Consider the following 18,977-nt stretch of genomic DNA (forward strand, 5'->3'; position numbering starts at 1 on the left):
GCCGGCGTCACAGAATCGTCCCGTGTTTCTTCTCCGGACGGTCTTTCTCGACGGTCGCGTACAGTTCGAAGCGAGCGGCCAGTTCGGCCCGCAAGTCGCCCGGGGGGACGATTTCGTCGATGACGACTTCGCTGGCCATCCGGTAGGCGTCGATGTCTTCTCGGTACTGCTCGCGGAGGTCCCGCTCGCGTTCGGCCCGCTCTTCGGGGTCGTCGATGTCGTCCAGTTTGTTGGCGTAGACGGCGTTGATAGCCGCTTCGGGCCCCATGATGGCAATCTCGCCGCTGGGTAGTGCCAGCGTCGCCTCCGGGTCGTAGGCCGGCCCGGACATGGCGTAGATGCCGGCGCCGTAGGCCTTCCGGACGACGACACACTGTTTGGGCACCGTCGCCTCGCTCGTGGCGTATATCATCTTCTTGCCCACCTCCAGGATGCCCTCCTTCTCGACGCCCGAGCCGGCCATGAACCCCGGCGTATCACAGAGGTACAGCAGCGGGACGTTGAACGCGTCGCACTTCCAGACGAACTCGGCGGCTTTGCGGGCCGAGTCCGGGAAGATGGCCCCGGCGCGGTGGGCGGGCTGGTTTGCGACCACTCCGACCGTGCGGCCGTCGATGCGGGCGAACCCGATGAGTATCTCCCGCCCGTACTCGGGCTGGAGCTCGAAGAAGGAGCCGCCGTCGACGACGCGCTCGATGACCCGATGCATGTCGTATCCTTTGTTCGGTTCCGGCGGAATGACGCTGTCGAGGCCCGCCGGGGAGCGTGCGGGCTCGACCGGGTCGGCCGACGGTGGCTCGTCCTCGCAGCTGTCCGGGAGATAGCTGACGAGCTGAGCGACGAGTTCCCGGGCCTCGGCCTCGTCGTCGGCAACCAGGTCAGCGCTGCCGGAGTGACGCGCGTGGACGTCCGGCCCCCCGAGTTCCGCGAGGTCGATGTCCTCGCCCGTGACCATCCTCACCATCCGCGGCGAGGCGATAGCCAGCGTGCTCATCCCGCGGACCATCACGGTGAAATCCGAGAAGACAGGCGTGTACGCCGCGCCGGCGATACAGGGGCCATAGAGGACGCATATCTGTGGGACGACGCCGGAGATGCGGGAGTGGTTGAAGTAGAACTTCCCGATTCCCTCGCGATTCGCGAAAAAGCCCAACTACTGGTCGATGCGCCCGCCCGAGGAGTCCACGAGATACAGCGCCGGTCGCCCGGTCTTCAACGCGCGCTCCTGCAGCCGGATGAACTTCTCGACGCCGTGTTTCGCCACCGAGCCGGCCTTCACGGTGAAGTCGTTGGCACCGACGTGGAGTTTGCGCCCGTCCAGCGTGCCGGCGCCGGTGACGAGCCCGTCGGCCGGGAGCCGCGTGTCGGGGTCGTACTCCTCGACGTCAGGGCCCTCGGGACTCCAGCTGTCGAAGTTCGCGAACCGACCGTCCTCGAAGTCGAGGCCGTCCGCGCCGAACCACAGTTCCCGTCGGTCACGGACGAACAGCTTCCCCTGGTCTTCGAGCCGTTCGCGGTACTTCTCGGGGCCACCGCGTTCGATATCGGCTATCTCCTCTCGGAGGCGGCGTTCCCAGTCGGTCGGGCCGGACTCGGTCGCTCGGCCACCCGAGTCGCCCTCGTCCGCCCCGTCGGTCCCGGCCATCTCCCGGACCAGCGTCGGTTCGTCGCTATCACCGACGTACACCTCGACAGTCTCACCGACGTGTTCGGCCACGGCCGCGGCGATAGCGGCGGCCTCGTCCCGAGTGACCGACGCGGCTATACGCACCTTCATACCATACCACACGGTCCGAGGGGCCATACAGATTTGTGTAGAGTACGTCCGATAGCAGCGACCCAGCGTCGGTGCCCGGGACAGTCCGACAGCCGGCGGTCTCACGTGCGTTTGCTCCGGCTGAAGTGATTATCATCGGTTGTAATAGTGCCGGGTCATTGATGTTCAGGGCCGCGTAACTGGCACGTATGCGAGGGGTCAGATTGGAGCGCGCGACGACCGCGCGAGGAGTTCGCGCCGGCGGCTGGCTCCTCGTCTCGCTGTGCCTGCTTGCGGTTTTCCTCGCGGTCACTGGGTCGGCGACGGCGACCGGGACACAGCCACTGGGGGAGGAAAACGACACCGAACCCCCCACGTGGGAGAACGCGACGAAGGCGGGCCCCGAAGAGGTAGAGCTTATTTTCACTGATAACAGCACCATCGACCAGCAGACGATAGCGGCCTCCGACTTCGCCCTCAGTTCGGGGAACGTCTCCAACGTCTCTGTCGAATCGACCGACGGGGGAGTGTCCGTGATGTTGCTTCTCGAGGACCGGCTGGACGTGAACAACGTCACGGTACGCATCGCGGAGTCAGGCGGCATAGCCGACGTGGAGGGCAACGAGCTGAGGAACGGCACGAAGACGGTCACCGGGATGGACACGTCCGTCCCCGACTTTCGCAGCTTCGACCTGACACGCGTAAACGACTCGACCGCCGAGATACAGGTCGAAGCCAGCGAGCCGCTCACCGAGCTGGCAGTCGACGTGACGGGCCCGACGAACGACCGGCTCACGATAGCGGACTTCACCGCCGTCGACGACGCGAACACGACCTTCGAGACCCGCTACACCGTCCCCGAGTTCGGGGCCTACAGCTTCGTCTGGGAGCGTGCCATCGACCGCTACGACAACCGACGAGTGATGTCGCGGATGCGGCAGTTCCGGTACGAGGATTCGGCGCCGGAAATCGTCTTCGACGGGCCGGCCAGGACGACGGTCGACACGTCGGTGAACTTCAGCGCCACCGAGACGGTCGACGAGGACGGTATCGACAGCTACCAGTGGCGCATCGACGGCGGGACCGTGCTCTCCGGGCCGTCTATTCAGGTTGCCTTCGCGGCCGCCGGGCGCCACGATATCACGCTCGAGGTGACCGACAGCAAGGGGTACACGGCGGTCGAGACCCGAGAGATTCAGGTCGAACAGAGCTCGGACAGTCCGGTGTCGGTCACGGTCCACAACGGGACCCACGCGAACGCGACCGTCGAGGGCGCCGGGCTCGTCCAGCAGGTCCGGGCCGAGAAGGACACGCTCGTTGGGACTGACAACGTCACCCTCGAACGACTCAGTGCCGCCTTCCCGGCCAACACGTCGGTGTCGCTCGGCTTCCGGGCCAGCGATAGTGGCCCGGCCTCACTCGACGGCCAGTCGTTCGGCCTGTTCGACATCGACCACGACCAGCCAGCCAACCGCGTGAGCATCAGGTTCAGCGTCGATAGAGAGCGCCTGAATCGGACCGATGTGGACCCCGAATCCGTCGCGCTGTACCGGGACGCCGACGGCTGGACGCCGCTGTCGACGTCGGTCGTCAGCCGACCAGACGACCGAGTGGTCTACCAGGCCACGGCCCCGGGACTCTCACAGTTCGCTGTCGGAACCGCACCGGACCCGACTGAACCGACGGGAGCCGAGACGAACGAGACGACTGACGCGTCGAACGACACCAAGTCTCCGACTAGCAACTCGACGGCGGCCACCGAACCGGACGCCCGCGCAGATATCACCATCACGAACGTGACCGTCAACGAGACGTCGCCGAGCGTGGGCGAGACAGTCGTCATCAACGTCACCGCGACGAATCGGGGCGAAGCTGGGGGTACCTACCCGTTCAGCGTCCGGCTCAACGGCACCAGCGTCGCCACCCACGAGCTGTCGGTCCCGGCAGGAGACACGGTGACGCGGAGTTACGAGCAGAACCTCACAGCCGAGGGGGAGCTGTCGGTCGCCGGAACACCGGTCGCGAACGTGAGTGCCGAGAGCGGCGGGTCGCTCCTGCCCGCGTCGGTCGCCGGCTTGCTGTCTGGGCTGCCGAACCCACTGGCGCTGTGGCCCGGCGGCATCGTCGGCACGGTTCTGGGCGCGCTCGTCGGGCTCGTGGTCGTGGTCTACAGCGTTCTCAAGGCGCTGGCGATATACCTCGGATACTAGAAGGTCGACAGCGCGTTAGCGCTCGACAGCGGATTCGATGCGGTCGATGAGTTCGTCGTTCCCGAGATACAGCGGCGTCCGCTCGTGGAGGTCGTCGGGTTCGGCCGAAAGCAGTGAGCCGTCGCCGTTCGAGGAACTCCCGCCGGCCGATTCGACGATGTAGGCCATGGGGTGGCCTTCGAACTGGAGACGGAGTTTGCCCTCCGGCCGCGATTCCAGCGCGGGGTAGGCGAAGACGCCGCCGTAGGTGAGGACCTGGTTGATGTCTGCCACCATCGCGCCGCCGTAGCGCAGTTTCAGCTCCTCGCGAATCTCCTCGGCGACCGGCTCGAACTCGTCGGTCCAGGAGTCGACGCCGCCGCCGAAGCCAAAGACCGTTGGGTCTTCGGGGACGGTGACCTCGTTGTCGACGAGCTGCTTCTCGCCGTCCTCGAGGAGGTATTCGCGGACGCGGTCGTCGCGGGCCACCAGCATCGAGGTGACCGGGCCGTAGATGACGAAGCCGGCGGCGACGAGGTTCCGCCCGCTGGTCGGCGGGCGCTCGGTGTAGACGGCGAAGATGGTCCCCATCCCGCTGTTCGGTTCGAGGTTCGAGGAGCCATCGAGCGGGTCGACGGCGACGTGGAGCCGGCCGGTCGAGGTGGTCACGTCCTCGCGTTCCTCGCTGGCGTAGCTGGCCACGCCGTCGATGGCGAGGAGGCGCTGCTCGAATATCTCGTCCGCTCGGAGGTCCGCAGCCAGCTGCTCGTCGCCGGTCGGGTTCACCGAGTCGCTATGGCCCCGTTCCGTGAAGATTGCCGTCCGCACGTCGGCGGTGGTTTCCGCGATGGTGTCGATGACCTGTGCGACCGTGGCGTCGGCGTTCGTGGCCGAAGCGTCGAGTGATTCGCTCATTGATGGGGTAGGTGTAGTGCCCTGACAGGTCGGGCAGTGGTCTGGGATGCGTCGTATATTCGTTCAGGCGCCCCCCATAAGTATCTTTAGGCTGACAGTTACTACAAATCGAGTAAATATCTTCACACCGGCACCATCTGTGGGTTAGATATGCCAGTTGAATCGTACATCAGCTAATAGTCAGAATTAGTATATATCGTATCCCGGCGGCACGCTTACCCACCGGCCGGCCCAACTGACCCCTATGGAACGCGACGATATCGACACCGTCGGCGTCGTCGGCGCGGGCACGATGGGCAGCGGTATCGCGCAGGTGGCCGCGGTCAACGGCTACCGCGTGGTCATGCGCGACGTCGAGGAGCGGTTCGTCGACAGCGGAGTCGACGCTATCGAGAAAAGCCTCGACCGATTCGTCTCCCGGGGCGAGCTGAACCAGTCGGCGGCCGAGAGCGCCCGAGAGCGTATCGAGGGAACAACCGACCTCACCGCCCTGGGCGAGGCCGACCTCGTGGTCGAGGCGGTGACCGAGGCGCTCTCGGTCAAACAGTCAGTGTTCGCAGACCTGGCCGACGTCTGTGACCCCGAGACGGTGCTCGCGACGAACACGAGCACGCTCTCGATAACGAGTATCGCGAGCGCCGTCGACCGCCCGGAGCGGGTCGTCGGGCTGCACTTCATGAACCCGGTCCCGGTGATGGCCGGGGTCGAAGTGGTCGTCGGCGAGCAGACGAGTCGGTCGACGGCCGACCTCGCCCACGCGTTCGCCGCCGAGCTGGAGAAGGAGACCTGGGAGGCCGACGACAGACCCGGCTTCGTCGTCAACCGCGTCCTCATGCCCTGGATAAACGAGGGCATCCGGGCCTACGACGAGGGCGTCGCGGCAAAGGGCGACGTGGACCGGGGCCTGCGCCTGGGGACCAACGTCCCGATGGGGCCCCTGGAGCTGGCCGACCACATCGGACTGGACGTGGTCTTCGAGTCCAGCGAGACGCTCCACGACGAGCTCGGTGACCGCTACAAACCGGCGTATCTGCTGAAGCGGAAGGTCGAGGCCGGTGACCTCGGCAAGAAGACCGGCTCGGGCTTCTACGAGTACGATTGAGCGGCGGGCCGACCGAGCCACTCACGCCTCGCCCAGGCTCTCGCGCATCCACTCGAACTGCTCGCGGAGCCGGGCCTCGCCCGCTTCAGTCAGCGAGTATTTGTCTGCGATACCGTCGGTCCGCTGTGTGACGAACCCGCCGTCGACCATCGCCTCCAGGGCCCCGTAGAAGCTCTTGGGGTCGATGCGCGTGTCGTAGCGGGATTCGAGGCGCGTCTTCAGCCGCTGGCCGGTCAGTTCGCCGTCCTCGGCCGCCGCGAGCAGGATACAGATGTCGCGTCGCCGACCGCTCTGGAGCCATTTCGCCATACGACCACCACGACCGGCCCCGTCTCGGGCCTTTCGACTCATCTCTCCCCACACCGATAGCTGCCCAGACGCTCGCGCTCGACCGACTCCGGCCCGTCGAGGTCCGTCCGTTCGGACAGATACCACAGCTGTACGTCCGTCATCTCGCTGTCGTGGGTCCGATTCCAGCGCGTACAGAGGTGTCTGGCCAGCGACTCGCGAAGTCGGGGCTCCACTCTCGCGTCGGCGAAGAACTTGCGCCATCGCTCGTTTCGGTGCATCGCGGCGACCTCCGTCGGCCGCGAGGCGTCGAACGGCTCACCGGTGATGGCGTTGACCCGCTCGCCCGATGTGAGGTTCGCCGGCGCGAGGGCCCACCACGTCGCACGCGGCGGCGACGGTGCGAACATATCCCAGGAGCGCTCCGTGACCTGGTCCGGTGTCCCCGCCGGCGCCCCGACCGCGCTGAGGCCGACGGCGTTGACGACGACCAGCGCGGCGAGACAGAGCGCGGCGAGCGTTCGAGCGGCCGCGGTCAGGGCCGGGAGCCGTCTGGCGAGCGGGGTCCGGGGAGCCGCGGGAGCTGCCGGGGGACGGGCAGCCGCGCCTCGACGCGGTCCCAGACCCACCCCGGGAGCAGCGGAACCAGGCCGGCAAGCGACACCAGCGGGAAGACGCCAAGCTGCATGGTCACCAGCATTCCGGCGTGTATCGCGGCGAAGGCCCCCACGAGCGTCGCCCTTGCGCGGCCGGTCAGGACGACAAGCAGCGGCGAGCCGACGAGCAGGGCGAGCCAGACCCAGGCAGCGAGCTGTACTGCGGGCGTCCAGCCCGCGATGACGTCGCCCAGTAGCACGGTGAAGTGGTCGAGCTGGAAGGCGTACCTGACCGCGTCGCCCCGCAACCAGACGTCGGCTCGGAGCTTCACGACCGCGTTCGTCAGGTAGACGACGACCACCTGCGCGAGGAGCCCGGCTGTGGCGATACCGACGACGCGGTCGGTGGGACCGGGAGCCTCGCCGAGGTCAGCGCTGTCGACCGCCCACCGGCTCCCAAGCGGGAGGAACGCGCTCCAGAACAGCAGGCGCCGCAAGAGTACGTCCCCGCTGTTGAGGACCAGTGGATTGCGCAGCTGGAGAGAGACGAGCAAGACGAGCGAGACGACGGTCGCCAGCCGCGTCCGATAGCCGACCAGCAGCGCCAGCGCGGCGACCGCGGCGAGAGCGAACAGGGCAAACTGGACGACCAGCCCACCGGAGAGAGCGTGCAGCGAGACGGCGCCGTAGCCGGGATACAGGGTCGAAAGCAGCGACCGGGGGAGGACGCCGGCGTCGGTGTAGAAGGCCCGTACGTCGGGGAGGCGCCGCGCGAGGTCGGCGAGCACGACGAGCGCCAGGGCGACGCGAAACGCCGCGAGCGCCCGGCGGTCGATTGCCAGTCGCCGGGTGATGGCCGCCCACACGGTGGCGCGTTCGGTCACGATATCGGAGCCACAGCGGTGGCGGACATAAATCTTCCACCGCGGACCGACAGCTTTCAAGCGGTACAGTCCTAACGCCCGGCAATGACAGCGACCGAAGCGACGGCCGACGGCATCACGGCCCGGTATACCGAGACCGAGGCGGAGCGACTGCTCACCTTCGAGGGCGAGACGGGCACCGCCGCCATCGCCCAGAACGTCGAGGGCTACGCGATGCTGAAGGTCCGGCCGACCGCCGACGGGGACGAGCTCGAACGCTACTACGGGTTCGACATGGCGCTTGACCACGTCGCCGAGTTGCTCGGAGTGGCTGCCCACGCGCTGCCGGTGCCCGAGGCCGCCGACGACATGGGGATGTAGTCGGCTGGCGAACTACCGCGTGCCAGTTCCGGTAATCGCTCTTTTCCTCGGGCAGCCACTGGTACGTATCCGGCGGCACCTCGGCTGTACCGGTTCTAAAGGCGTGACAACGGTATTCTATAGACTCGACCTTCTACCGGTATGACTGGCCTGAACAGTCCTTCTGACCGGTGTGACCTGTCGAGTGACGAACTGTTTTCGGTCCTCGCACATCCTATCCGCCGAACAGTCCTGTTCCACCTCCGTCAGCATCGGGCCGCGACGGTCGCCGAACTCGTCGAAGTCGCCGTCGAACTCGATGCGGCGGACGCCACAGCTCCCGGTCGGGTGCGGGGCTCGCTCCACCACGTCCACCTTCCCGTACTGACGGCGAGCGGACTCGTGACCTACGACACGGCGACGGGTGTCGTCGAATCGGTCGCTGTCCACGACGAGCTCGGCGAGTGGCTCGACCTCGCCGTCCGTCGGGAGATTCAGCTCGGCGACGGCGTGGCCGCGTCCGAATCGGCCGCCGACGGTGACGGTATTCGCGTCCTCCTGACCGACGACGAACCCGGTCTGCCGGAGACCATCGCGGGACACATCGAGCGCGACCACCCCGACATATCCGTCACGACTGCGGCGAGCGCTCTGGAGGCCGTCTCCGCCGTCAGAGAGGCTCCCTTCGATTGCATCGTGAGTGACTATCAGATGCCGGCGATAAGCGGCCTGGACTTCCTGACGGCCGTCCGCGAGGAGGACGCGACCATCCCGTTTATCGTGTTCACCGCGAAGGGGAGCGAAGAGATCGCGAGCAGGGCCATCGCGACCGGCGTCACCGATTACGTCCAGAAGACGTCAGCCACGGACCAGTACCGGACGCTGGTCGACCGGATTCGGCGTGCCGTCGACGCCAAGGGGGACGATTGAACGGCCGGAGCACGGCCAATGTCCGAGCGAGAACGGGCGACCGACGACACGACGACAGGAGCCAGTGCAGCCCCGATACGAGTCCTCTGTGTCGGCCCGGACGGAGAGCGTCTCGACCGAACCGCTGACGGGCTTGTGAGGGGCGCCACTCGGTTGTCGACGAGCACGGCAACCGATTTCGAGGGTGTCTCTGAGGCGCTGGAGACCGGCCGCGTCGACTGTGTGGTCAGCGACCACAGGCGACCCGAGTTCGACGGCGTGGCGTTGCTGGAGCGGGTCCGGAGTATCGACGAGTCACTCCCTGTGGTGTTGTTTACAGCGCACGGGGACGAGACCACCGCCAGTGCCGTAAACGCCGGGAACGTGAGCGGCTACGTCAGCGAAACGGGCGAATCTAGCCAGTACGCGGCCCTCTCGGACCGCATCGAGAACGTCGTCGACAAGCACCGCCGGGGGTTACGGCTGAGCGAGCGGAAATCGGGGTTCGAACTCGCCGAGACGCTATTCAACAACACGCAGGACGCGTTGTTCATCGTCGACGTGAGCGACGAACCGTTCCGGTTGGAGCGGGTCAACCCGACATACGAGTGCCTCTCCGGGCTCTCGAACGAGGAACTCCGTGGTCGCACCCTGACCGACGCGGTCGGTGAGCAGGATGGCGGAGCGATTCTCGAACGCTACCACGCCTGTGTCGAGGCGCGCGAGCCGCTTGAATACGAGGAAGAAGTGTCGCTTCCGTCCTCCGGGCCCTACTGGGAGACACGAATCTCGCCAGTTATCGTGGACGACCGGGTCGAGAAACTCGTCGGGGCCACGCGAAACATCACCGAGCGCAAGCGAGAACAGCAAGAGCTGGAGCGCACCGGCGAGTTCCTCTCCCAGATTCAACGGGTCGCGGGCATCGGCGGGTGGGAACTGGACGAGCGGACGGAGACGGTCCGGTGGACGGCGGAACTGCACAGGATTCACGGACTCCCACCGGAGTACGAACCGACAGTGGCGGAGGCTATCGACTTCTGCCACCCGGCGGACAGGGAGCGAGTCCAGACGGCCTACGAACGGTTGTCGAGCGAGGGCGACCCGTTCGACCTCGAACTCCGACTGAAAACCGATGACGGTGAACGCCGCTGGGTCCGCTCCCGTGGGGAGCCGTGGCACGACGGCGGCGACCGTGTCGGCGCTCGCGGGACAGTACAGGATATCACGGAGCGGAAAGAGCGCGAGGCGGCGCTCGAACGCACCAACGACAGGCTAGACGAGTTCGCCTCGGTCGTGAGCCACGACCTGCGGAACCCTCTCGTGGTCGCACAGGGGTCACTGTCCCTGTATCACGAGAGCGGTGCGGAGGCGGACTTCGAGCGGGTCGTGGCGGCCCACGAACGTATCGAAGCGCTCATCAACGACCTGCTGTCACTCGCCCGCGAGGGGCAGCAGGTCACCGAGCGGACCACGGTCGCACTCGGGCAACAGGTGGCGTCTGCCTTCGGCCTCGTCCCCGGTGACGACGCGACACTGGATATCGCCGTCGGCGAGTACACGCTCCGGGCCGACAAAGCGCGCCTGGGCCAGATGCTCGATAACCTGCTCGGCAACGCCGTCAGACACGGGGGCGCGGACGTGACGGTTCGCGTCGGGCTGCTGGACGACGACGCCGGGTTCTACGTCGCCGACGACGGTCCGGGAATTCCGCCACCCTTGCGTGACCAGGTGTTCGAGCACGGCTACTCGACCGGGACCGAGGGGACCGGTCTCGGCCTCGCCATCGTCAGGGGCATCGCGGCGGCACATGGGTGGCAGGTCGGGGTCACGGACAGCACCCTCGGCGGGGCCAGATTCGAAGTGCGTACTGAGTGACGGCGCGGACTGGGGGCAAGAACCAAACCCGATGACGTGGTAGCTGTTGGCATGAGCGTAGAGCAGCAGGACGAGCGGACAATCCGCTGTCTGGTCGCGAAAGTCGGTCTAGACGGCCACGACCGGGGGGCCCACGTCATCGCCCGCGCGCTGCGGGATGCGGGCTTTGAGGTCATCTACTCCGGGCTCCACCGGTCGCCCGACGAGGTGGTACAGGCCGCCGTCCAGGAGGACGTCGACGTCGTCGGCATCTCCATCCTCTCGGGGGCCCACAAGACGCTGGTCCCCAGGATTCTCGACGGACTCCGGGAGTACGACGCCTTCGACGACCGACTGGTGCTCGTGGGCGGCATCGTCCCCGACGACGACCAGCCGGAGTTGCGCGACCTCGGCGTCGACGAGATTTTCGGGCCCGGCGCGTCGATGGAAGAGATGATACGGTACATCCGCGAGCAGGCTCCCGAGCGATGAGCGACCTCGTCGACGACTTGCTCGCAGGCAAACACAGCGCGCTGGCACGGGTCATCACGAAGATAGAGAACCGCTCGCCAGGCTACCGCGAGGTCGTCTCCGCGCTGCACGAACACACCGGCCACGCCGAGGTCATCGGCGTCACCGGCAGCCCTGGGGCGGGGAAATCAACACTCGTGGACAAGGTGGCCGCCCGGCTCCGCGAGGACGGCGACACCGTCGGCGTCATCGCCATCGACCCCTCCTCGCCGTACTCGGGCGGCGCGGTACTCGGGGACCGCATCCGGATGGCCTCGAACGCCGGTGACATGGACGTCTTCTTCCGCTCGATGTCCGCGCGGGGCTCGCTGGGCGGGCTCTCGACCGCGACGACGGACGCCGTCACCGCGCTCGATGCCTTCGGGAAGGACTACGTCATCGTCGAGACCGTCGGCGCCGGCCAGAACGAGGTCGACATCGTCCGAACTGCGGATACTGTCGCCGTCCTCGTTCCGCCGGGCAGCGGCGACGACGTGCAGATGCTGAAAGCGGGTATCCTCGAAATCGGCGACGTCTTCGTCGTCAACAAGGCCGACCTGGACGGCGCCGACCGAACCGTCCAGCAACTGCGCGAGATGCTACAGGGCCGCTCGACGGCGGGCCACCACGGCGCGTCCGGGGCCGAGATGGCCGAGGTCGCCGGGACCGCAGACGACGGCGGCGACGCGGGCGAGGAGACCGACGCCTGGGAGCCACCCATTGTCGAGACGGTCGCAAACCGGGGCGAGGGGGTCGAGGACTTCCTCGCGGCACTCGACGACCACGGCGACTATCTGGACCGGACCGGCGGGCGCGAACAGCAGGCCCGGGACCGGTTCGCCGCCGAGATTCGGACGCTGCTGCGCGAGGATGCCAACAGCCTGCTGGCCGCCGAACTCGACCGACAGGGCGGTATCGAGTCTGCGGTCGACGACGTGCTGGCCCGCGAGACGGACCCCTACACCGTCGTCGACGAGGTGCTGGCGCCCCTCCGGGACAGTCTGGACGACCCGTCTGACCCGCGCGAGTGAGCGTCGCTCGCCCCCACGTATAAACACGTTCCCGCTCCTACGGGTGTGTATGAAACTCCGCAACGCGCTCGGCGCCGCAGTCGGTGCGGTCGGCACGATGGCGATTGCAGACCGGGTCCTCCAGTCCCGGGCCGGCGAGTTCGAACCGTTCCTCGACGGCGACCAGCGGACCTACCGCTGGCGGGGGTTCGACGTGGCCTACACCGAGGCCGGCGACCCGGACGACCCCGACCTCGTCCTGCTGCACGGCATCAACGCCGCTGCCTCGAACCACGAGTTCCACGCCGTCTTCGACGCGCTGGCCGAGGACTACCACGTCCTCGCGCCGGACCTTCCCGGCTTCGGCCAGACCGACCGGCCGCCGCTGCTGTACTCCGCATCGCTCATGACGACGTTCGTCCGTGACTTCCTCGCCGACGAGAGCGAGGACGCGACGGTCGTGGGCTCCTCGCTGACGGGCGCCTACGCCGCGCTGGCCGCCCGCGAGGTGGCTATCTCCGAGCTGATTCTGATCTGTCCCACGGACACCTCGATGGGCGACCGGTCGGTCCCGCGACGGTCCCTCGTCCGGGCCCCCGTCGTCGGGCAGGCCATCTACAACCTCGTCGGCTCGAAGGCCTCGATTCGCCACTTCCACGCCGACCACGGCTACTACGACATGGACAAGCTCACCGACGCTGTCGTCGACTACGAGTGGACCAGCGCCCACCAGCCCGGGGCCCGGTTCGCGCCGGCCTCGTTCGTCTCGGGCTTTCTCGACCCCGAGAAAGACCTGGGCGACGTGCTCGACGGCCTCGACGTGCCGATAACCCTGGTCTGGGGCGAGGATGCCGACATCACGCCACTGGCCGACGGGCGCGTGCTCGCCGACCAGGCCGACGCGACGCTCGTCGTCTTCGGTGAGTCGCTGTTGCTCCCCCACGTCGAACACCCCGAGCAGTTCGTCGACGTGGTGCGGGGCGAGACGGCTACTGTCGACGTCACCGAGTAGCTACCGCGGTCGGAAGACGACGGCGCGCTCGCCGGTGGTCTCGCGCTCGCCGACCTCGATACCGACCACGTCTTCCATCGAAACGTCTTCCGGGTCGACGCCCCGGACCAGCCCGGTAATCGAGACGGGGCCGAAGTCCGCGATAGCGGTGACGTAGGGCGCGTCGTCCTCGAACTGCGGCGTGGCGACGGTAATCGTGGTGTGCGTGACTATCTCGCCGCTGTCGGGCAGGGGCTCGTCGTGGAGCTCCCGGGAACCACAGTCCGGACAGACCCGCCGGGGCGGAAGCCAGCCGTGACCTTCGTCACACTCGACGTAGTACCCCTCGCCGTCTTCGATGCTGTCGAGCCACTCGTCGAACTCACCGTTGAGCGGAGTTTCAGTCATTCTTGCACCTCCAGGACGTGGACGGTCGTGGACGCGACGGTCCCGCCGGCGTTGTGGGCGACGCCGACGGTGCCGTCCGGGACCGCATCGGCCCGCGGGTGGGTGCCATCGAGTACCCACGCGATGGTGGCCAGCTGGGCGACGCCGGTCGCACCGACGGGGTGGCCCTTGGCCTTCAGGCCGCCCGATAGGTTGACCGGCATCTCGCCGTGCCGGCTCGTGGTCCCCTCGGTCGCGGCGTGGATTCCCTCTCCGGGTTCGAACAGTCCCAGCGACTCGATGGCCAGCACTTCGGCGATGGTGAAACAGTCGTGGACCTCCGCGACGTCGACGTCGTCCGCGTCGATGCCGGCATCGGCGTAAGCCTCCTCGGCGGCCTTGTCCGCCGCGGGCGTCCGGGCGAGGTGCGGGCGGTCCTGCAGGGCGAGGTTGTCGCCGCCCTGGCCGGTGCCGCTGATAGCGACCGGCGCGTCGAGGCCGTGTTCCTCGGCGTACTCGTCGGTCGTCAGCACCGCCGCAGCGGCGCCGTCAGTGATGGGACAGGAGTCATACAGGCCAAGCGGCGCGGCGATTGTCGGTGCCTCCATGGCGTCCTCGACGGTGATCTCCTTCTGAATCTGGGCGTGCTCGTTGACCAGCGCGTGCTCGTGGTTCTTGACGGCGACGTGGGCGAGGTCCTCGTGGGAGCCGCCGTACGCCTCGAAGTAGGCCCGCGCCATCAGCGCGTAGGCGCCGGGGAAGGTCATCCCGGCGCGCACCTCGAAGAGGTCGTCGGCCGCGATGGCCAGGGCGTCCGTCGCCGCCGCGGTACCGATGTTGGTCATCCGCTCGGCGCCACCGACGACGACCACGTCAGCTTCACCGTTCCGCAGCGTCTTCACGGCCTCACGCACCGCGGCCCCCGCGGAGGCACAGGCGGCCTCCAGGCGCGTGGCGGGCGCGTCGACGCCGATGGCCTCTGCCATCAGCGGGCCCTGGTGGCCCTGGTGCTCGGCGAGTTCCCCCATGAAGTTCCCGTAGTACAGTGCGTCGACGTCGTCGGGGTCGACACCCGACTGGTCGAGCGCTTCGAGTCCGGCGTCGGCAAAGAGGTCGCGACCGGTGCGCTCGGGGTGCTTCCCGAACTGTGTGACACCGGCCCCCGCGATACGTGGGTCTGTCATTACATCGGGGTGCGTTCTGAGTACTTAAATGCTTGCCGCCACTGTGAGTTTTTGCCACGATTACTCGACGGAAAAACCGCAATACAGCGGCGCATTAGTTTAGTATGTTATATTTTCCGTCGTGAGAACCGATACCTTCGTGGGATTTTTTAGTCCACTATCTCCGCGATGCGGCGCGGTTCGCCCGACAGCGACGGGTCGGGTTCGACGAGTTGGAGCACTTCGTGGTCGGTCACGTCGGGGTAGGACTTCTGGGTGGCGTCTTCGATGAGTGACTTCTCCAGTCTGAACTCCGTACCGTCGTAGACGACGTCGACTCCCTGGTCGTCGAACGAGAGAACAGTCATGCGCGAGCGTAGGCGATGTGCGGGTAAAAACGTACTCGCTTTCCGGGGACACCACCCGTTCGGACGTGAACGTCCCACGTTCGACACCGCTCCACAGACAGGCGTCAGACGCTCGTCAGACGCCCGTCGTGCACGCCCTCAGGCTTTAAGTCGGTCGAACCGCGTATTGGACGTGTGCAATTCGGCTCCGACCCGCTCTCCGAACTCTCGATTCCCGACGGGACGACTGTCGAGGAACACGACCTCGTGACTGACGGAGACGTGGTGGTCGGCGGCCAGAGCACGGTGGAGTTCGGCGTTCGCGGTCGGTCGGTCATCGCGGACGAACGCGTCCGCTTCGGTGGCCACATCGAGGCCGACGGCGACTGCCGGCTCGATATGTGGTGTGACGTCGCGGAGAACGTCCTCGTCGCCGAGGACGCCTACATCGGCGAGCGGGTCCACATCGGCGGCGAACTGCGCGTCGCGGGCGACCTGGACATCGGCGACGACGTCGACATAGAGGACGGCTTCGAGGCCAACGGCTGGATCGTCATCCGCAACCCGATGCCGACCATCGTCTTCCTCTTTGTCTACCTCTCGCAGCTGCTGCGTATCGGCGAGGACGAAGCCGCCGAGGAGGTGCTGTCGGAGATGCTGGGCGAGGACGACGAGTACGAACCACTCCTTATTCCCCGCGGTGCGAGCGTCTCGGACGACGCCTGGCGCGTGTCGACGCCGGCGGTCATCGGCGACGACTGCCGGCTGCACGGCAACATCCGCGCGGAGTCCCTGGTTGTCGGCCGGGACAACGTCGTCTTCGGCAGCCTCCGGGCCCGTGAGAACATCGTCCTCGGCAGGGGTAGCGAGATAAAGGGCGACGTGACGACCCGCGACGGCGACGTCCGCATCGGCCCCGGTGTGAAGGTGTGGGGCGACATCTCCGCGAACACGGTCGATCTCCACGAGAACGCCACTATCGACGGGAAGATTCGCGCGAGCGGGGAGATGCGGATGCACACCGACGAAGTGCTCGACAGGCCCGACGAGGACGCCGCGGCGATGGCCGAGATGGCCGAAGAACTCGAAGACGGCGGGACAACGGAACAAGCTGACACTGACACTACGGAGACGGACCACGCAGACGACGATGCGACGGCCGACCCGACCGGAGACGACGGGTCTGCCGCGAACCGGGCGGAGTGAGGTCACAGCGACCAGCGGATTTTTCATATCGAGCCTTATAATTACGGCCGATGGACCGACGTACCGTGCTCGCCACAGTTACGACCGCCACGCTGGGTGGCTGTCTGAACCTCCGTTCCGGTGAATCGACACCCACGTCGGGTCGTGACAACTCGACGGAGACAGTGGACGAGACGACATCGAAATCGACGCCGACGGTCGGGGCCATCGACAACGAACTATCACTGGAATCGTCCTGGGCACGATCGTTTCCCTCAGAACGGTATCTGTTCGTCGACGGCGACCGACTGTACACACCAGTGCGGGGGTCGGGGGACAGGGCCGACGGAATCAGAGCAGTCGCCCTCGAGTCCGGGGCGACGCTCTGGACAGCCGCGCTCGGGACGTCCCCGAATTTCATGTACGCGACAGTCGCCAACAATCGGCTCTACTTAACGGCGAATCAAACGCTGTACGCAGTCGAGACGACTGACGGACGCATCGCAGAGCAGCGTTCCCTCGGAAACACCCGAGGGCCACCGGCCGTTGTCGACGGGACGGTCGTCGTCGGGACGACGTTCGAGGAGAAGAACACGCTGTATGGGCTCGACGCGGAAACGTTCGCCGAACGCTGGCGTGTCGGAAACCGGCTCGAACTCGGTGACGGCAGGTACGTTCCATCCGGGTTCGACGGGGCGGTCGCCGCGGGCGGCCGCGTCGTCGCGGCCTACTGGAACGGTCGCCTCTCTGCGTACGACCCGACGAACGGCACGGAGCTGTGGCGGACGCAATTCGTGACGGCCGGGCCGAAGTACGGTCCGTTCCCCGACGGCGTCGGTCGCGTCCTCGCGATACAGTCGGAGCAACTGGTGGTCGCTAGCCTGGACCCGGCGACCGGCGACCGCCGCTGGGAGTTCGAGTTCGAGACGCGGACCGGGGATTTACCGCCGGTTGCCCGGCCGGCCGTCGTCGACGGAACGGGGTGGCTCGGGGTCGAACGAAACCTGTTCTGTTTCGACATCGAGACCGGCGACATCCGCTGGCGTGTCGACCTATCGGACCCGGTCTCGGACGGGCGAGTCGGTCTGACCGCGGAGACAGTGTGGGTCGTCACCGGCGACGAACAGGCGACATGGCATGGGTACGACCGGACCGACGGTACGCTGCGCTACCAGAACCCCGACCCGCCGCTGTCGGCACACATCCTCGGTGACGGGACGGGACTGGTCGCGAGCGGGCGGGCAGCGCTCGAACGCTTCGCCGTCGGGGAGGCAGAATGACCGAGCGCCGCCGACAGTCCCGTCGCGGGCTGCTCGCCGCCGTGGCAGTGACCGCTACCGCGGGCTGTCTCCGGTCAAACGTCGGTCAGTCGTCCGAGGCCCGGAGCGCAGGCACGGCGACCCGGACGGGCGACACAGACACGGACGACCGAACAGGAGACACCGACGGAGTGACGTCGGGATGGCCCGCCTTTGGCGCGGACCGGACCGGCCGCGGGACCGCAGACGTGACCCCTCCCGGGACGCCCCTGGCCGCCGAGTGGTCGGTCGCCCTCGACGCCGAGGCGGGCGACCCGGCCGTGTCTGATGGCACCGTCTACGTCGTCGGTCGGACCAGCATCACCGCTCTGGACGCGGCGACCGGTTCGGAAGAGTGGGTGTACGATGTCGGCCTCGCCAACGGCGGGCCGGCGCCGACGGTGGTCGGCGACACCGTCTACGCCACTCCCGGCGATGGCTACGCGTACGCGCTCTCGACGGAGGGCGAATTCCAGTGGTCGGAGCAGTTGACCGCCGGGAACGGGACGAGCCGGATAGGGCCGCGTCCGGTTGCAGACACGGTCGTCGTCGCCGACCAGCGACAGATAGCCGGGCTGGCGGCCGACACCGGCGAGCGCGAGTGGGCGCGGACGGTTCCCGGAAACGGCATCACGGGTATCGTCACGGACGGGAAGCGTGTCTACGTCGGTTCGTTCACGTCGACGATAGACGAACCAACCGTACTCGCACTTGACGGGGCGTCCGGCGAGACGGTGTGGCGACAGGACGGCCAGTTCAACGGGGCACACGCGCCCGCCGTCGTCGACGGGACCGTCTATGCCGGGGGGTTCAGGAAGGGGACACCGCTGTTCGCCCTGGACGCGGAAACCGGGGACACGATGTGGACACAGACCGTCAGCGCCGAAATCCACACGTCGCCAGCGGTGGGCGAATCGACGGTGTACGTGTCGGACCTGCGCGGGACGCTACACGCAGTCGAGCGTGAGACCGGCACGCGTCGCTGGCAGACAGACCTGCGGGAGGAGACAGTCGAAACCGACCCCGTCAACAGCTCCGCCCCGGCGCTCGTCGACGGACAGGTCTACCTCGGCACGCAAAGCGGCCAGATGGTCGTCATCGACACAGAGGACGGTTCGGTCCTGTCATCGGTGACGGTCGGCGAGACAGTCCTGGCTTCGCCCGCCGTCGCTGACGGGCGAGTCATCGTGGGAAGCACCGACGGGACCCTGTCCGCCTACGTGACCAACTAAACTCGCGGGACCGAAACGACCT

General features: G+C 67.1%; 18 protein-coding genes and 1 pseudogene. 11 read left to right on the plus strand and 8 right to left on the minus strand.

The window, feature by feature from the left end:
• Positions 1 to 7 precede the first annotated feature (7 nt).
• Positions 8 to 1,777: pseudogene (locus P1K32_RS01630) on the minus strand (acyl-CoA carboxylase subunit beta).
• Between the two features lie 188 nt (positions 1,778 to 1,965).
• Here P1K32_RS01630 and P1K32_RS01635 point away from each other — a divergent pair.
• Entirely contained in the window at positions 1,966 to 3,966 is a 2,001-nt protein-coding gene (locus tag P1K32_RS01635; protein WP_276250986.1) for a PKD domain-containing protein, read from the plus strand.
• A gap of 15 nt (positions 3,967 to 3,981) precedes the next feature.
• On the opposite strand, the gene P1K32_RS01640 is transcribed toward P1K32_RS01635, so the two are convergent.
• A complete protein-coding gene (locus P1K32_RS01640) occupies positions 3,982 to 4,860 on the minus strand; it encodes a class 1 fructose-bisphosphatase (RefSeq protein WP_276250987.1) in 879 nt (292 codons plus the stop codon).
• Between the two features lie 244 nt (positions 4,861 to 5,104).
• Here P1K32_RS01640 and P1K32_RS01645 point away from each other — a divergent pair, with 244 nt between their 5' ends.
• A complete protein-coding gene (locus tag P1K32_RS01645; protein ID WP_276250988.1) occupies positions 5,105 to 5,962 on the plus strand; it encodes a 3-hydroxyacyl-CoA dehydrogenase family protein in 858 nt (285 codons plus the stop codon).
• A gap of 21 nt (positions 5,963 to 5,983) precedes the next feature.
• Here P1K32_RS01645 and P1K32_RS01650 read toward each other — a convergent pair whose 3' ends face one another.
• The 3 genes from P1K32_RS01650 to P1K32_RS01660 all read right to left on the minus strand — a co-directional run bounded on the left by P1K32_RS01650 (position 5,984) and on the right by P1K32_RS01660 (position 7,730).
• Positions 5,984 to 6,271, minus strand: a complete 288-nt coding sequence (locus tag P1K32_RS01650; protein ID WP_276250989.1) for a PadR family transcriptional regulator — start codon at positions 6,269 to 6,271, stop codon at positions 5,984 to 5,986.
• 38 nt (positions 6,272 to 6,309) lie between these two features.
• Complete coding sequence (locus P1K32_RS01655; RefSeq protein WP_276250990.1) at positions 6,310 to 6,660, minus strand: hypothetical protein; 351 nt, start codon at positions 6,658 to 6,660, stop codon at positions 6,310 to 6,312.
• Positions 6,661 to 6,785: 125 nt separating this feature from the next.
• Entirely contained in the window at positions 6,786 to 7,730 is a 945-nt protein-coding gene (locus tag P1K32_RS01660) for an HTTM domain-containing protein (protein WP_276250991.1), read from the minus strand.
• 84 nt (positions 7,731 to 7,814) lie between these two features.
• Between P1K32_RS01660 and P1K32_RS01665 the strand changes: the two genes are divergently transcribed.
• The 6 genes from P1K32_RS01665 (at position 7,815) to P1K32_RS01690 (ending at position 13,364) form a co-directional block, all read left to right on the plus strand.
• Positions 7,815 to 8,090 carry a DUF7111 family protein gene (locus tag P1K32_RS01665; protein ID WP_276250992.1) on the plus strand — a complete coding sequence of 92 codons (276 nt, stop codon included), beginning with the start codon at positions 7,815 to 7,817 and terminating at the stop codon, positions 8,088 to 8,090.
• A 141-nt stretch (positions 8,091 to 8,231) separates the two neighbouring features.
• A complete protein-coding gene (locus P1K32_RS01670; RefSeq protein WP_276250993.1) occupies positions 8,232 to 8,999 on the plus strand; it encodes a response regulator in 768 nt (255 codons plus the stop codon).
• A gap of 18 nt (positions 9,000 to 9,017) precedes the next feature.
• Positions 9,018 to 10,853: a PAS domain S-box protein gene (locus tag P1K32_RS01675; protein ID WP_276250994.1), complete on the plus strand. Its 1,836-nt coding sequence runs from the start codon at positions 9,018 to 9,020 to the stop codon at positions 10,851 to 10,853.
• A 51-nt stretch (positions 10,854 to 10,904) separates the two neighbouring features.
• The gene (locus P1K32_RS01680; RefSeq protein ID WP_276250995.1) at positions 10,905 to 11,324 is read left to right on the plus strand and encodes a cobalamin B12-binding domain-containing protein; all 420 of its coding nucleotides are present in this window, start codon (positions 10,905 to 10,907) and stop codon (positions 11,322 to 11,324) included.
• A complete protein-coding gene (gene meaB / locus P1K32_RS01685; protein WP_276250996.1) occupies positions 11,321 to 12,373 on the plus strand; it encodes a methylmalonyl Co-A mutase-associated GTPase MeaB in 1,053 nt (350 codons plus the stop codon). The genes P1K32_RS01680 and meaB overlap by 4 nt, the downstream gene beginning before the upstream one ends.
• A gap of 49 nt (positions 12,374 to 12,422) precedes the next feature.
• Entirely contained in the window at positions 12,423 to 13,364 is a 942-nt protein-coding gene (locus tag P1K32_RS01690) for an alpha/beta fold hydrolase (RefSeq protein WP_276250997.1), read from the plus strand.
• Here P1K32_RS01690 and P1K32_RS01695 read toward each other — a convergent pair whose 3' ends face one another.
• From P1K32_RS01695 to P1K32_RS01705, 3 genes are all read right to left on the minus strand, one after another.
• Positions 13,365 to 13,751, minus strand: coding sequence for a Zn-ribbon domain-containing OB-fold protein (locus P1K32_RS01695; RefSeq protein ID WP_276250998.1), 387 nt, complete (start codon positions 13,749 to 13,751; stop codon positions 13,365 to 13,367).
• Complete coding sequence (locus P1K32_RS01700) at positions 13,748 to 14,914, minus strand: thiolase domain-containing protein (protein ID WP_276250999.1); 1,167 nt, start codon at positions 14,912 to 14,914, stop codon at positions 13,748 to 13,750. The genes P1K32_RS01695 and P1K32_RS01700 overlap by 4 nt, the downstream gene beginning before the upstream one ends.
• A 149-nt stretch (positions 14,915 to 15,063) precedes the next feature.
• On the minus strand, positions 15,064 to 15,261 hold the full coding sequence (locus tag P1K32_RS01705) for a DUF5800 family protein (protein ID WP_276251000.1): 198 nt from the start codon (positions 15,259 to 15,261) through the stop codon (positions 15,064 to 15,066).
• A 174-nt stretch (positions 15,262 to 15,435) separates the two neighbouring features.
• Here P1K32_RS01705 and P1K32_RS01710 point away from each other — a divergent pair, with 174 nt between their 5' ends.
• From P1K32_RS01710 to P1K32_RS01720, 3 genes are read left to right on the plus strand one after another with little or no spacing between them, the layout of a single operon-like run.
• On the plus strand, positions 15,436 to 16,446 hold the full coding sequence (locus P1K32_RS01710) for a polymer-forming cytoskeletal protein (RefSeq protein WP_276251001.1): 1,011 nt from the start codon (positions 15,436 to 15,438) through the stop codon (positions 16,444 to 16,446).
• Between the two features lie 50 nt (positions 16,447 to 16,496).
• The gene (locus tag P1K32_RS01715) at positions 16,497 to 17,705 is read left to right on the plus strand and encodes an outer membrane protein assembly factor BamB family protein (protein ID WP_276251002.1); all 1,209 of its coding nucleotides are present in this window, start codon (positions 16,497 to 16,499) and stop codon (positions 17,703 to 17,705) included.
• Entirely contained in the window at positions 17,702 to 18,955 is a 1,254-nt protein-coding gene (locus P1K32_RS01720) for an outer membrane protein assembly factor BamB family protein (protein ID WP_276251003.1), read from the plus strand. Before P1K32_RS01715 ends, P1K32_RS01720 begins: the two co-directional genes overlap by 4 nt.
• The last annotated feature ends 22 nt before the right edge of the window (positions 18,956 to 18,977 follow it).

Source organism: Haloarcula rara (assembly GCF_029338235.1).
Taxonomy (GTDB): Archaea; Halobacteriota; Halobacteria; order Halobacteriales; family Haloarculaceae; genus Haloarcula; species Haloarcula rara.

Excerpts from the sequence above, each read along its gene's own strand:
- P1K32_RS01690 (WP_276250997.1), top strand. The coding sequence starts at position 12,423 with ATGAAACTCCGCAACGCGCTCGGCGCCGCAGTCGGTGCGGTCGGCACG.
- P1K32_RS01645 (WP_276250988.1), top strand. The coding sequence starts at position 5,105 with ATGGAACGCGACGATATCGACACCGTCGGCGTCGTCGGCGCGGGCACG.
- P1K32_RS01665 (WP_276250992.1), top strand. The coding sequence starts at position 7,815 with ATGACAGCGACCGAAGCGACGGCCGACGGCATCACGGCCCGGTATACC.
- P1K32_RS01700 (WP_276250999.1), bottom strand. The coding sequence starts at position 14,914 with ATGACAGACCCACGTATCGCGGGGGCCGGTGTCACACAGTTCGGGAAG.
- P1K32_RS01705 (WP_276251000.1), bottom strand. The coding sequence starts at position 15,261 with ATGACTGTTCTCTCGTTCGACGACCAGGGAGTCGACGTCGTCTACGAC.
- P1K32_RS01650 (WP_276250989.1), bottom strand. The coding sequence starts at position 6,271 with ATGGCGAAATGGCTCCAGAGCGGTCGGCGACGCGACATCTGTATCCTG.
- P1K32_RS01635 (WP_276250986.1), top strand. The coding sequence starts at position 1,966 with ATGCGAGGGGTCAGATTGGAGCGCGCGACGACCGCGCGAGGAGTTCGC.
- P1K32_RS01675 (WP_276250994.1), top strand. The coding sequence starts at position 9,018 with ATGTCCGAGCGAGAACGGGCGACCGACGACACGACGACAGGAGCCAGT.
- meaB (WP_276250996.1), top strand. The coding sequence starts at position 11,321 with ATGAGCGACCTCGTCGACGACTTGCTCGCAGGCAAACACAGCGCGCTG.
- P1K32_RS01670 (WP_276250993.1), top strand. The coding sequence starts at position 8,232 with ATGACTGGCCTGAACAGTCCTTCTGACCGGTGTGACCTGTCGAGTGAC.
- P1K32_RS01720 (WP_276251003.1), top strand. The coding sequence starts at position 17,702 with ATGACCGAGCGCCGCCGACAGTCCCGTCGCGGGCTGCTCGCCGCCGTG.
- P1K32_RS01640 (WP_276250987.1), bottom strand. The coding sequence starts at position 4,860 with ATGAGCGAATCACTCGACGCTTCGGCCACGAACGCCGACGCCACGGTC.
- P1K32_RS01680 (WP_276250995.1), top strand. The coding sequence starts at position 10,905 with ATGAGCGTAGAGCAGCAGGACGAGCGGACAATCCGCTGTCTGGTCGCG.
- P1K32_RS01655 (WP_276250990.1), bottom strand. The coding sequence starts at position 6,660 with ATGTTCGCACCGTCGCCGCCGCGTGCGACGTGGTGGGCCCTCGCGCCG.
- P1K32_RS01715 (WP_276251002.1), top strand. The coding sequence starts at position 16,497 with ATGGACCGACGTACCGTGCTCGCCACAGTTACGACCGCCACGCTGGGT.
- P1K32_RS01695 (WP_276250998.1), bottom strand. The coding sequence starts at position 13,751 with ATGACTGAAACTCCGCTCAACGGTGAGTTCGACGAGTGGCTCGACAGC.